The following is a 14,307-nucleotide window of genomic DNA, read 5'->3' as shown; positions in this document are numbered from 1 at the left end:
CCGTATATTTAGCACAAATTTTAACCGATTTGCTTACATCTCTTTCTATAAAAAATTACGCTTTAATTGAAGATATCAATATTGGTCTTCAGCCGGGCTTTACTATAATTACAGGTGAAACCGGGGCCGGGAAATCCATAATGCTTGGAGCTTTGGGACTATTGCTCGGTGACCGGGCAGATTTTGGCTCCATAAGAAACCCGGAAAAAAAATGTGTTATCGAAGGGACTTTTGGTATTTCTAATTATAAACTGGAGAATTTCTTTAAAAAGGAGGACCTGGATTATGAAAAGCAAAGTATCATTAGGAGAGAGATCCTGCCTTCAGGAAAATCGAGGGCTTTCATCAATGATACCCCGGTGAAGGTGACCGTCCTTCAAAAACTTGGAAATTATCTGATAGATATACACAGCCAGCATGAAACTTTAAGCCTGGGTAATGCTGAGTACCAATTTAATGTGATCGATACAATTGCTAAAAATGAGTCATTAATTTTACAATATAAAAGTGAATTAAAGACCTATAAGGTACTCCTTAATCGTTTTGAAGAATTGAAGCAGGCTCAGGCCCAGGCGGCTAAAGAGTATGATTACAATGTATTTTTACTGAATGAGCTGGAGGATGCCAACTTAAAGGCTGATATGCTTGAAGAGCTGGAAGAACGCTATGAGGAGCTCAATAATGTGGAGGAGCTCACCGAAAATCTTAGTGCTGCCATCAATTTATTGCAGCAGGAAGAAATTGGAAGTCTGGATAATTTAAAAGCCATAAGAGCAAGTTTATCCAGAATTTCTCAGTTTTCGGCTAATTATGAAAATTTTCATGAGAGAGTGGCCAGTGTGATCATAGAGCTTGACGATCTGGAGTCTGAAATGACCGATGCCCTGGAAAGGGTCGAGGCTAATCCTGAAGAACTGGAAGTGGTCAATCAAAAACTACAGGTGATCTACAATCTGCAGAAAAAGCATAATGCAGAAAATATAACCGAGCTTATCGGGATCATGAACGATATTAAGGAAAAAGTATCGGTTACAGAAAATGCAGAATCCTCTCTTAAGGAAGTTCAGAACGCTATTAAAGATCAGGAAAAGCTTCTGCTGGTAACAGCCGGAGAACTTCATGAAAACAGAAAAAAGATCATTCCGGCATTTATTGAGCAAACAGAACAGATCCTGAAGGACCTGGGCATGCCTAATGCCAGGTTGAATATTGAATTAGAAAAAGGAAAAGAATTTCTCGCCAACGGCCTGGACAAATTGGAATGGTATCTTGCTGCCAATAAAGGGGGTAGTTTTAAGGAAATAAAGAAAGCAGCTTCCGGAGGTGAATTATCCCGGATCATGCTAGCGGTAAAAAGTATTCTCGCTGCCCAGAGTAAATTACCTACGATCATTTTTGATGAGATAGATACAGGGGTTTCCGGTGAGATCGCCAAGAAAATGGGCGGGATCCTACAAAGAATGGGTAATAATATGCAGGTGATCGCCATAACCCACCTCCCACAGATAGCCGGGAAAGGAGCTACCCACTTTAAAATTTTTAAAGAGGATAATGAGACCGCCACACAAACCAAGATCATTCAGCTGGAGGAAAATGACAGGATTGAAGAACTTGCGCTGATGCTTGGTGGAAATACCAAAAGTGATTCGGCCAGGGCCCATGCAAAGGCCTTGCTGAATTGATCAGGAGATTCTGTTGCTAAATATTGATTACTTGTGATTGCAAGCGAAGTACAATATTGTCCGGCAGTTTTTTAATATCCGGATTTTTAAGATTTTTAGGAGTATGTTGCTCTTAACTCGGTAAAACCTTTAACAGGGAAATATAATTCGAAATTTTCGGGACACTCCTGTTTTATATTTACTGATAACTGATAACAGAATACTGATAAGCCAATTCCAACAACTTTGTTATATTTACAGGCTTAACAACCACAAAAAATAAAATACATGTCATATAACCTGCTAAAAGGTAAAAGAGGAATAATCTTCGGTGCTTTAGATGAGAATTCTATCGCCTGGAAAACTGCCGAAAGAGTTCACGAAGAGGGAGGCACTTTCGTACTTACGAATGCTCCAATCGCAATGAGAATGGGAAGTATCAAGAATCTTGCTGAAAAAACAGGATCTGAAATTATCCCGGCAGACGCGACTAAGGTCGAAGATCTTGAGAATCTTGTTGAGAAATCTATGGAGATCCTTGGAGGGAAGATAGATTTCGTGCTTCACTCTATCGGGATGTCGGTTAATGTGAGAAAAGGAAATCATTATACAGATATGAATTATGATTTCACTACCAAAGGCTGGGATGTATCTGCGGTTTCTTTTCATAAGACCATGCAGGTTTTATACAAAAAGGATGCGATGAACGAGTGGGGTAGTATCGTAGCTTTAAGTTACATGGCTGCTCAGAGAGTGTTCCCGGACTATAATGATATGGCAGATAACAAGGCGTATCTTGAGTCTATTGCCCGTAGTTTTGGGTATTTCTTCGGAAAGGATAAGAAAGTAAGAGTGAACACTATTTCGCAATCTCCAACACCAACCACAGCCGGACAGGGTGTAAAAGGATTTGATGGATTTATTGCCTTTGCTGAAAAGATGTCTCCTCTGGGGAATGCTACCGCTCTGGAATGTGCTAATTATACCCTTACACTTTTCTCTGATCTTACTAGAAAAGTAACCCTTCAAAACCTTTTCCATGATGGTGGATTCTCAAACACGGGAGTTAGCCAGGAAGTGATGGAAGCTTTTACCAAGGACGAAGAGTAGAAATTTAATCATATTTTACTGCCGGAAAACTGTATCTTAATTGATCAGATTTCGGCAGTTTTTTTTTAATCAGCTTTTATGCAACCACAATATTCCTTTATAGTTCCGGTTTATAATCGTCCCAACGAGATAAGGGAGTTGCTGGAAAGTATGAGGAAATTGATATCTAAAGTATCCTTTGAGGTGGTGATCGTCGAAGACGGTTCGGGTATAAGATGTGATGAGGTAGTAAGAAATTTTTCTGAAGATCTCAATATAAGTTACTATTACAAGTCGAACTCAGGACCCGGAGATTCACGAAACTTTGGAATGAAAAAGGCGAAGGCAGATTATTTTCTAATTCTGGACTCAGATGTGATCCTTCCTGAATATTATTTAATGGAGGTGCATAAATTTCTTTTGGCAGAATTTCATGATTGTTTTGGAGGACCCGATGCTGCCCATCCGTCCTTTAGTAATGTCCAGAAAGCGATCAATTATTCCATGACCTCTTTCTTTACCACCGGCGGAATTCGTGGTGGGAAGAAGTCTGTAGATGAATTCCAGCCAAGAAGTTTTAATATGGGATTAAGCCGAAAGGCATTCGAAGCCAGTGGTGGTTTTGGGCAGATTCATCCGGGTGAAGACCCCGATCTTAGCTTAAGATTGAAAAAAGCAGGCTTTAGTATCTGTCTCATTCCCGAGGCGAAAGTTTTTCATAAAAGAAGGATAAACTGGAGTAAGTTTTATATCCAGGTTAAAAAATTTGGACTGGTAAGGCCTATCCTGAATAAGTGGCATCCCGATTCCTCGAGAATCACCTATTGGTTTCCCACGTTGTTTATAATTGGCCTGATATTTTCTATCTTCATGGCATTTATTGGTGAGTTTTTCTTTTTAGGTGTCTATATCATTTATTTAATTTTGATAGGAGTGGATGCAGCCATTAAGAACAAAAGCTTTTATATAGGTATTCTGGCTGTTAGGGCTGTTCTGGTGCAATTTTTTGGATACGGGTTTGGGTTTCTAAATTCAACCTTGAAAACCGGGATTCTGAATAAACAGCCGGAAAAGGAATTTCCTCAATTATTTTTTAAAAGAAACATAGGTGCGTAAAAAACCAAGATTCAAGCGGTCCAGTGTAAAAACTTTTAGTTTTTTCCTTATTTTTTCAGCAGTAGTCTGGGTATTGGTGCAATTTTCAAAAACCTATACTCAGCTTATAGAGATCCCGGTGAATTATGTAAATGCCCCCCTGGATAAAAGTATTTCAGAAGACCGTCCAGACCACGTAGACCTTCAGTTACAGGATAATGGTTTCAGTATTTATTATTATAAGATATTTAATCCTCAACTTAATGTAGATCTCTCCCAGGCCAAGGAAACCGGGAATGCTCTGGTTTATACGCTTCAAAACCATCTTTCAGAAATTGAACAACAGTTAAAGATAGATTTCGAAAAATCTTTAATAGTTCAGGATGAGATCGTGGTGCCCTTTCAGTATAAAAAAGAAAAAACCATAAAGGTGGAGCCCAGGATAGAAGTAAATTATGCCGTGGGATATTCTGCAGAAGAGGCGGTACAGATAAAACCAGATTCGGTGAAGGTGAGTGGACCAAAAACCATCATTGACAGCATAGAGAAAGTGTATACAAAAAATATAAGCCTGGATAAAGTGAACGATGATCTTGATGGTACGGTGGCTATAGATACTACCGGGTTAGGGGCGCTGAGCTTCTACGAAAATTCTGTGGCCTATTATCAAAAGGTGGAAAAGTTTACTGAAGGAAGTGCAGAAATTGCTATTGAAGTTATTAATGTTCCTAAAAATCTAAACCTGGCTTACTTTCCAAAAAATGTGATCGTTTATTACCAGGTGAACCTGCAGCAATTTGAAAGCGTAAGTGCTGCAGATTTCAGGGTCGTTTGCGATTATAATGAGGTGCAAAGGGGAGATGATTACATGATCGCACAGATAGTGGAAAAACCTGATTTTATTAATAATGTGCGTTTAAACGAGCGCCGTATCCAATTCGTGATAAAGCGATGATTATAGCAGGTCTTACCGGTGGGATTGGAAGCGGGAAAACTACCGTGGCAGGTTTTTTTAAGGAACATGGGATCCCGCTGTATATTGCAGATGATGCCGGTAAAAGGTTAATGCGGGACTCATCAAAGATCAGGGAACAAATAGTATCGCTCTTAGGCCAGGAAGCTTACTCCGCAAATGAACCGGATAGAAAATTTATAGCCTCCAGGGTTTTTAGTGACCGGGAATTATTATCCAAATTAAATAATATCATTCATCCTGCGGTCGCAGAAGATTTCAGGTCCTGGACCAAAAATCAAACATCTGCCTATGTGATCTACGAGGCTGCTATACTTTTCGAAACAGGCGGATATAAAAAATGTGATCTTAACATCCTGGTAACTGCACCCATGGAGTTAAGAATGGAAAGACTACAAAAAAGGGATGATAGCTCTATTGAGGAAATTCAGCAACGCATGAGCAACCAATGGAGCGATGAAAAAAAATCTGAACTGGCAGATTTCATAATAAATAATGTAGATCTAAATACTACTAAACAACAGGTTGCGGTTATCCACGCTAAAATCTTAAAAACAGGCAAAAATTCTTAGAAGTTCTGTTAACATTTGGTTAAACACTTTAACGTCTAAATGTTAAAATCTTACTTTTGACCGCATGAATAAGAAGCTTTTCGTCCTTCTCGTTGCCCTGATGAGCTTGTCACTTATCGGTATTATTTTCGTTCAGGGCTATTGGATAAAAAGCACAATAGAAGATCGGGAACAGCAGTTTTCATATAATGCCAGGCAGGTTTTGATCAATGTTTCAGAGAACATTCAAAACCGGGAATTTGAAAAATACTATTTTCAGTTCAAAAATCCTGATAGTATAAACAGTAAACTGAGCGACAGGACTTTAACAGAATATTTCTATTCTAACCGGAATGAAGAAAGGAATGAAACCTACTTTAATTCTGAAACCGTTTTGCAGGAGGATTATAAAGTTTCATCGGGATTTCTGCAATTTGCACAGGATAGTATTCAGTTTACAAAAATGATCAATAAGCGGGTAACCGATATTGTGCGAAATAATGAGCTGGATGATGAAAATTTAAGCGCCCGGGAACGGATTGAACATATTGAGCGGATTTCAAGAATGGAAGAGGTAGAAAAAGATATTTTGCGCTCGGCCATTTCTGAACTCCTGGTTAGGTTGCCGGTGCACAGGAGGGTTACCGAAGAAACTATTGCCGAGTTATTAAAAGACGAATTACAGGAAAGAGATCTAAAGACAGAGTTTGAATTTGGTGTTTATAACAACTCGATAGCCACGCGGTTACATACAGATAATTTTAGTCTGAGTCATCCTGCCACTTATGCCGTCCCTTTATTTATGGACAGCGCCGGAAATAGTAATTACAGGTTATTGGTTAACTTTACAAATAAGAAAGAAGCAGTTTTATCATCAGTGATTCTGATGGCGTGTCTTTCTATCATATTTACCCTGATTATTGTGATCGCCTATTCCAGTGCGCTATCGCAGTTGATAAAGCAACGGCAGATTTCCCAGATCAAAACCGACTTTATCAATAATATGACCCATGAATTTAAGACCCCTATTGCTACGATTAACCTGGCGTTGGATGCGATTAAGAATCCAAAGGTGATAGAAGATCAATCCAAGGTTGCCCGTTACCTGCAGATGATAAGGGATGAAAATAAGAGGATGCATGCCCAGGTTGAGAATGTGCTTAGGATTTCAAAGCTGGAAAAGAATGAGCTGGACCTGAAGAAGGAGAGACATCAGCTTCACGATCTAATTTATGATGCAGTGTCACATGTGGAGTTGATTGTTGAAGACAGAGGTGGTTATGTACAAACACATTTTGGAGCACTTAGATCGTCAATACTCGCTAACCATGATCATTTTATCAATGTACTGGTAAACATTCTGGATAATGCGATTAAATATTCTGAAGATGCTCCTAAGATAGACATATATACAACGAACGTTAAGAATTATATTTATTGTGAAATAAGAGACCAGGGAGTTGGAATGAACAGGCTGGTACAAAAGAAAATATTTGAAAAATTTTATCGCGAACATACTGGGGATATTCATAATGTGAAAGGGCATGGTCTGGGGCTGGCATATGCCAAGCAGATCATTGCAGACCATCATGGAGAGATCACTGTAAACAGCGAAAAAGGAAAAGGAAGTACCTTTATAATTAAACTACCACTAATATCATAACATATGGAAACTGAAAACAAGAAAATTTTATTAGTAGAGGATGATCCAAATTTTGGAACAGTCCTTAAAGATTACCTCGCCATGAACGACTATGAGGTAACTCACGCCAAGAACGGAATGGAAGGATTTGAAAAGTTTAAAAAAGACGATTTCGATCTTTGTATCCTTGATGTAATGATGCCCTATAAAGATGGATTTACACTGGCCAAAGAGATCAGGGACAAGAACGAAGAAATTCCAATCATCTTCCTGACCGCAAAGGCGATGAAAGAAGATGTTCTAAAGGGATATAAGGTTGGTGCAGATGACTATCTAAATAAGCCTTTTGATAGTGAAGTTCTTTTGATGAAGATCAAGGCGATCATGCAGCGAAAAGCTACAGATAGCGTAGCCGATTCAAAACAATTTGAATTCGAGATAGGTGATTTCCATCTGAATTCAAAACTTAGATTCCTTACTTTCAGAGATGAGGAACCTCAGAAACTTTCTCCAAAAGAGAACGAATTATTAAGACTATTAGCTTTGCATGAGAATGACCTTATGCCAAGAGAACTGGCTCTTACCAAGATCTGGAGAGATGACAACTATTTTACTTCCAGAAGTATGGACGTTTATATTGCCAAACTTAGAAAATACCTGAAAAAAGACGAAAACGTGGAAATTTTGAATATCCACGGAGAAGGCTTCAGACTTGTGGTAAAAAACAAGGAAGAAGCAGAATCGTAATAAATTTTTCAGTTTCCGGGATATACTGCATCATGGAAAAACCATGATGCAGTACTATTTCTCGATTTTGGATTTTAAGATCCAGTGATTCCCGGTAAAATTACTTTCCAGGTTTAAGATTAAGTAATCTTAGCACAAAATTAAGAACCGTTTTCTTACAATACTTATCTTTATGGCGTTCACCTAATTCGCTACTAATTTGATAAGTGCAGTTCAAAGGTTTGATTACAAGATATCTTCTTATAGGAAGAGTTGTATTCTTACTTTCTTATTAATTAGCTTTTTAGGAAATGTGCTAGGGCAGAATCCCTTTAATACGGTACCTGCATATGACCATTTATCTGCTACCAGTTTACCAACAGTATCGGTTAATTTTTTCACTTTTAATGTAAATACAGAGGATCTAACGATTGCTATTGCTACAGGTCCGGATAATTTTGTTTACAATCTCACTTTTGGAAATGGTATTCAAAAAAGAAGTGCTGATGGCACCCTGATCGATGCAAACTTTATTACAGGGTTAAGCAGTCCACTTGACCTTGCAATCGATTCCAATGGATATTTCTATGTTGCTGATTATTCAGAGAACAATGGTTGCTCTGAAAACGGGAAAATAAAAATCTTTCGTCCCGATGGTTCTCTTGACCGAATTATATTTACCAGCTTTTACCGCCCATTAAGTATAGATATTGATTCTGATAACAATATTTATGTTGCCGAGTATAATGCACCTGGGAGCGGCTGTGAAAGTGATGAATTAAGCAGGGTAAGTATTTATAATTCGTCCGGAGCAAGAATTGCTCAAAATAGAAATGTAGACAGGCCTTACAGGATAGCGGTGAACTCGAATAAAACGGTTTATTTGAGCCAGGAGGGAGGTAATGATCCTGCTGTAATAATATTAGATTCAAATCTAAATATTACCGGAAGGCTTCCTAATATCCTTTCGCCCGGGAGCGTTGTAGTGGATTCCTTCGACTTTGTCCATGTAATTGAGTATGATGGGCGGATAGATTTCAGCAGGTTCATAAACTTTGAAAATCTCTCTTTTGGGGAAATTCAGGATATTGCCGAAGAGATAGATAATGGGGTAGATGCTAATGCTTTTAGTGTCAAAGTCTTTGATTCTAATGCAGGATTTGAATATACCTATAAGGAAGAAATAGATTTTCCTGTAGACCTTACTTTCAATTCCTGCGACAGGATGTATATAAACAATGCTGAAGTGTTTGGGCGCGATCGCTTTTTGTTGGGATATACTCCGGAAAAAATTGAATTTGATCTGGAAATCTATGAAAGGACTCCAGCATTTGATATTACTGAGCCTATTATAATCTGCCCTTTAGATAAAACAGTTCAGGCCGAATCCGGGAATAATTTTGCCATAGTTCAATATGATAACCCCACGGCTTCTGATATTTGCGGGGTAACCGTAACACGTACTTCCGGCCTTGCATCGGGCAGCCAGTTCCCGGAAGGAGAAAATACGGTTGAATTTACTGCTACCGATAATTTTGGAAATACCGCAACCTGTACTTTCAAGATCATTGTAGAACCTTTAGAAGAAGATACTTCACCGGTATTTGATAATTGCCCCGAAAATATTACCAAAAACAATGATGCCGGTAATTGTGGTGCCGTAGTAACATTTGATACGCCTACAGTTACAGATGACAGTGGCAGTATTACACCAACGCGTACAGATAGCTCCGGTTTGAATTCTGGAGATGTATTTCCAGTTGGGGTAACTACCATTAGTTTTGCAGCCGACGACGGAGTGAATGATCCCGTTACCTGTAGTTTTACGGTTTCCGTGAAAGATACAGAGGATCCGGTAATTTCATGCCCGGGTGAGATCAATGAAAGTGTGGCTTTTGGTGAATCGGGGAAAGTTATAAATTATACTTTACCCGCTACAAATGATAATTGCGGAGATGTCGCTATAACTCAAACCGCAGGATTAGCCTCGGGAGAGGTGTTTCCGGTGGGCACCACAGAAAATACTTTTCTTGTAGATGATGGAAATGGCAATACGGCCAGCTGTAGTTTTAATGTGGTGATTACTGAAGAGCCCGAAGACACTCCACCGGTATTCGATAATTGCCCCGAAAATATTACCAAAAACAATGATGCCGGTAATTGTGGTGCCGTAGTAACATTTGATACGCCTACAGTTACAGATGACAGTGGCAGTATTACACCAACGCGCACAGATAGCTCCGGTTTGAATTCCGGAGATGTATTTCCAGTTGGGGTAACTACCATTAGTTTTGAAGCCGACGACGGAGTGAATGATCCCGTTACCTGTAGTTTTACGGTTTCCGTGAAAGATACAGAGGATCCGGTAATTTCATGCCCGGGTGAGATCAATGAAAGTGTCGCTTTTGGTGAATCGGGTAAAGTGATAAACTATGCTTTACCTGGCACAAATGATAATTGCGGGGATGTCGCTATAACTCAAACCGCAGGATTAGCATCGGGAGAAATGTTTCCGGTAGGGACCACCGTGAATACTTTCCTGGTAGATGATGGAAATGGTAATACGGCCAGCTGTAGTTTTAATGTGGTGATTAGTGAAGAGCCGGAAGACACTCCACCGGAATTCGATAATTTCCCCGGAAATGTTACCAAAAACAATGACGCTGGTAATTGTGGCGCCGTGGTGACCTTTGAGACACCTACAGTTACAGATGACAGTGGTAGTATTACACCAACGCGTACAGATAGCTCCGGTTTGAATTCCGGAGATGTATTTCCTGTTGGGGAAACTACCATTAGTTTTGAAGCCGATGATGGAGTGAATGATCCAGTGGAGTGCAGCTTTACCATAATTGTAAGCGATAATGAATCACCTGTGTTTACAGAATGTCCAGCCCAGGCTTTCGAAATTATTATTCCGGAAGGTTCTGTTGGAGCGGTTTTTGAACTTCCTGCAATAGCAGCTCAGGATAATTGTGAAGTAAATATTATACAAACAGAAGGTCCTGTAGATGGAGAATTACTTCCTCCCGGTATTACGAATTTTGAATTCATCGCCAGTGACAACGCCGGTAACTTTGTTACCTGTACTTTTGAAGTTATAGTTGTGGAAGAAAATGAGGAGACCCCACCACAAGCCAATTGTGTTCCAGTCGAAATTTCTCTGGATCAAAATGGGGAGGCGGTAATAACCGCAGAAATGATCAGTGACGGAAACCAGGATATGGACCTGGAAGTAGATAAAAACCGGTTTACCTGCAGTGAACTTGGGGAGAATACCGTAATTCTAACGGTCACCAACCCTGAAAACGGACTTTCAGATTCTTGCAGTACCACCGTTACAGTTATAGATAATACTGCGCCTGTGATTACCAATTGCGCCAACTCTAACCGGGAAATCTTCCTGGGAGAAGGCGAGACCTATGCACTTGATGATTTTAGAAATGAATTTACCGCATTAGATAATTGCGATCTGGATCTTACCATTACCCAGGAACCAGCACCGGGTACACTAATAGGTGAAACCACAGATGTAAGTATCAGGGTAACCGATAAATCCGGGAATACTAAAAATTGTTTATTTACAATTAGAGTAAATACGGAGACGGGGGAAGAGCTTAGGATTAACTGTCCTTCAGACTTAAATGTTTTTGCAGATGAAGATTGTATTTATCGTGTACCAGATTTAAAGGATTTTGTCACTGTCTCTAATCCCGATGCGATATTATCACAGTCAGTTGAGGCTAATTCTACTATCGGTGGAGATAGCGAATTTACTGTCACAGTAACTGCTATATATCAAGAGGAATCTGTTACATGCGATATTCAGCTAATCCCCAAAGATGAGATTGATCCAAAGATTATTTGTCCTTCAGATGAAACAATCAGTTTAGCAGAAGGTGAAACCTATACTATTCCTGATTATACCACAACTGCTGAGGTTTCAGATAATTGTGGAATTGTGGTTCTAACCCAGCAACCGGAACCCGGAACAATAATCGATGATGATCGTATGGTTACCCTTGTCGCGACAGACGAATCTGGAAATGAAACTAGCTGCCAGTTCCCTGTCAATATTATCCGTGGGAATGAATTAAGTGTAAACTGTCCTGCAGATATGCTAATAGACGGGGATGTTAATTGTAGTTTTATTTTACCAGATTTAAGGGCAGAAGCAGAGGTGATCAATGGGACTGATGCGCAAATTACCCAGAGTCCTGCTCCTGGATCTTTAATAACAGATAGTTCTGTGGAAGTGTTTATAAATGCTGAATCGGGTAGCGCTACAGTTTCCTGTAGTTTCCAGTTAAGGCTTCGTGACAATACCCCTCCGGAATTGAGGCTAAAAGATTATTCGGTGAACATTGGTCCAACCGGCGAAGCGTTAATTTCATTTCAGGATATCGATAATGGTTCAACAGATAATTGCGATCCTGATGTAACCTATGAATTAAGCAGATCAGGTTTTACCTGTAAGCAACTGGGCGAAAATTTGATACAGGTGAGGGCCGAGGATAGTAGTGGTAATATTTCTACCGGTGAAGTGATGATCACGGTAACCGATGAACTTGATTTTTGCGAAGATCCGGTGCTGGGATCTGAATATATATTCCTTTATCCAAATCCCAATACCGGTAGTTTCAGGATAGCTGCGCCGGCAGATATTAAGATTGAAAGGGTTGAAGTATTTGATCACCGGGGCCGATTTATAGCTGCTAAAGATTATGATGCTATGACTCTGGAATATGCCATGGAACTAGGTATTCTGGAAGAAGCGGTTTATGTGTTAAAGATCATTTCAGATAAGAGAACGGTCACCAGGAGGCTGATCTTTAAATATTGATCTGGGATTCGATATACCTGAAAATTTCGCCGGGATCTGCATTATGATCAAACCATTTGATATGCTCATCTTTTCTAAACCAGGTTAATTGCCTTTTAGCAAATCTTCGGGTATTCTTTTTAATTTCTGAAACGGCGGTTTCCAGATCTGTATCACCATCAAAATAGGCGAATAGTTCTTTATATCCTACGGTATTCAGGGCATTAAGATCTCGTGAGGGATATAATTTTCTTGCTTCTTCAAGAAGACCGTTCTTCATCATAATATCAACCCGGCGGTTGATGCGCTCATAAATTAACTCCCTTTCAGCAGTAAGGCCGATATTGATCGTTTCAAAATTCCTTTCAGATTTTTCCTGGTCCAGAAATTCAGAAAAGGGCTGCCCGGTGGCGATGCAAATTTCCAGAGCGCGGATGAGTCTATGTGGATTTTGTACATCTGCAACCTTATAATAATCGGGGTCAAGTATAAATAACTTTTGTTGCAGCCAGTCAATGCCGTCCTTCTCAAGGTGGCTGTTGAGGTTTGCACGAATCTTTGGGTCTACAGCCGGGAATTCATCCAGGCCTTCGGTGACCGCTTTGATATATAATCCGCTGCCGCCTACCATCACCGCGATATTGTGGGTTTCAAAAAGCTTTTCAAGTTTGAGAATGGCATCTCTTTCAAAATCCCCTACAGAATATTTATCATGAATGGAAATATGCTGGATAAAATGGTGAGGCGCGGCATTTAGTTCTGCTTCTTCAGGAACTGCTGTACCTATTTTCATTTCTTTAAAAAACTGTCTGGAATCGGCAGAAATTATTTCGGCATCAAAATGTTTAGCCACCTTGATGGATAAGGAAGTCTTGCCTATAGCCGTAGGCCCGATAATATTGATAAGAAAATTATTCATTTAAGAGATATCCGCAGCGGTGACAGAACTGTGCATTATCCAAATGCCTGGTTTCGTTACAATTGGGGCATACCTGTGTATTCCGGATGGGTTTGTCTGTAGCCCGGCCATATTCAGAAGTAACTATTCCGGTGGGAACTGCAATGATCCCATATCCCGTGATCATTATAAAGGAAGCTATAAATCTTCCTAAAGGTGTTACCGGGGCTATATCTCCAAAACCTACCGTTGTAAGGGTTACTATGCACCAGTAAATGCTCAATGGTATATTATCAAAACCACCGGTTTCACCCTCTATGAGGTGCATTAGGGTTCCGGCAATAATACAGATGATCACTACCGCAAAGAGAAATACCAGGATCTTGGCACGGCTATTTCTTAGTGCCAGCATCAATCTTCGGGATTCACCAATATACCTCGTAATTTTTAGTACCCGGAAAACTCTTAACAGTCTTAAGGCTCTGATGGCGAATAAGAGATTGGCACCACCAAAAATGAATCCTATGTAACTTGGCAGGGTGGAAAGCAGATCAACGATACCATAGAAACTGAAAATATATCTTTTAGGTTTGTTTATAGATATAATACGCAGAATATATTCTATAGTGAATATGATGGTTATTATCCATTCTGCGATATAAAATTCCCTGGCATATTTATCCAGAAGGGTATCCACACTTTCCATCATCACCAGAGCTACACTAATGATGATCACTATTAGAAGACCAATGTCAAAAATTTTACCCAGAGGTGTATCTGCCTCATAAATTACTTCATGAAGCTGCCGTTTCCATTGGGGCATTGACTTGTGATTTCTCAAACTGAATGG

General features: G+C 39.7%; 10 protein-coding genes. 8 read left to right on the top strand and 2 right to left on the bottom strand.

Annotation, left to right across the window (positions count from 1 at the left end; translation table 11 throughout):
• The first annotated feature begins 29 nt into the window (after positions 1 to 29).
• From recN to FGM01_RS03645, 8 genes are all read left to right on the top strand, one after another.
• On the top strand, positions 30 to 1,682 hold the full coding sequence (gene recN / locus FGM01_RS03680) for a DNA repair protein RecN (RefSeq protein WP_143409780.1): 1,653 nt from the start codon (positions 30 to 32) through the stop codon (positions 1,680 to 1,682).
• A 267-nt stretch (positions 1,683 to 1,949) separates the two neighbouring features.
• Complete coding sequence (locus FGM01_RS03675) at positions 1,950 to 2,771, top strand: enoyl-ACP reductase FabI (protein ID WP_143409779.1); 822 nt, start codon at positions 1,950 to 1,952, stop codon at positions 2,769 to 2,771.
• A gap of 78 nt (positions 2,772 to 2,849) precedes the next feature.
• Positions 2,850 to 3,866, top strand: coding sequence for a glycosyltransferase family 2 protein (locus tag FGM01_RS03670; RefSeq protein WP_143409778.1), 1,017 nt, complete (start codon positions 2,850 to 2,852; stop codon positions 3,864 to 3,866).
• Positions 3,859 to 4,800 carry a CdaR family protein gene (locus FGM01_RS03665; protein ID WP_143409777.1) on the top strand — a complete coding sequence of 314 codons (942 nt, stop codon included), beginning with the start codon at positions 3,859 to 3,861 and terminating at the stop codon, positions 4,798 to 4,800. Before FGM01_RS03670 ends, FGM01_RS03665 begins: the two co-directional genes overlap by 8 nt.
• Positions 4,797 to 5,390, top strand: coding sequence for a dephospho-CoA kinase (coaE, locus tag FGM01_RS03660; protein ID WP_143409776.1), 594 nt, complete (start codon positions 4,797 to 4,799; stop codon positions 5,388 to 5,390). The genes FGM01_RS03665 and coaE overlap by 4 nt, the downstream gene beginning before the upstream one ends.
• Positions 5,391 to 5,454: 64 nt before the next feature.
• Positions 5,455 to 7,032 carry a sensor histidine kinase gene (locus FGM01_RS03655; RefSeq protein WP_143409775.1) on the top strand — a complete coding sequence of 526 codons (1,578 nt, stop codon included), beginning with the start codon at positions 5,455 to 5,457 and terminating at the stop codon, positions 7,030 to 7,032.
• 3 nt (positions 7,033 to 7,035) lie between these two features.
• Positions 7,036 to 7,758 (top strand): response regulator transcription factor, encoded by a 723-nt coding sequence (locus tag FGM01_RS03650; protein ID WP_143409774.1) that lies wholly within the window; start codon positions 7,036 to 7,038, stop codon positions 7,756 to 7,758.
• Positions 7,759 to 8,050: 292 nt separating this feature from the next.
• A complete protein-coding gene (locus FGM01_RS03645; RefSeq protein WP_143409773.1) occupies positions 8,051 to 12,580 on the top strand; it encodes an HYR domain-containing protein in 4,530 nt (1,509 codons plus the stop codon).
• Here FGM01_RS03645 and miaA read toward each other — a convergent pair.
• A complete protein-coding gene (miaA, locus tag FGM01_RS03640; RefSeq protein ID WP_143409772.1) occupies positions 12,570 to 13,478 on the bottom strand; it encodes a tRNA (adenosine(37)-N6)-dimethylallyltransferase MiaA in 909 nt (302 codons plus the stop codon). The two genes, FGM01_RS03645 and miaA, sit on opposite strands and share 11 nt — an antisense overlap.
• Positions 13,471 to 14,280, bottom strand: a complete 810-nt coding sequence (locus tag FGM01_RS03635) for an ion transporter (RefSeq protein WP_143409771.1) — start codon at positions 14,278 to 14,280, stop codon at positions 13,471 to 13,473. The genes miaA and FGM01_RS03635 overlap by 8 nt, the downstream gene beginning before the upstream one ends.
• Positions 14,281 to 14,307 lie beyond the last annotated feature (27 nt).

It is taken from the genome of Christiangramia sabulilitoris (genome assembly GCF_007050985.1).
In the GTDB taxonomy this organism is placed as follows: domain Bacteria; phylum Bacteroidota; class Bacteroidia; order Flavobacteriales; family Flavobacteriaceae; genus Christiangramia; species Christiangramia sabulilitoris.
This window is presented reverse-complemented; position numbering and strand designations above follow the sequence as displayed.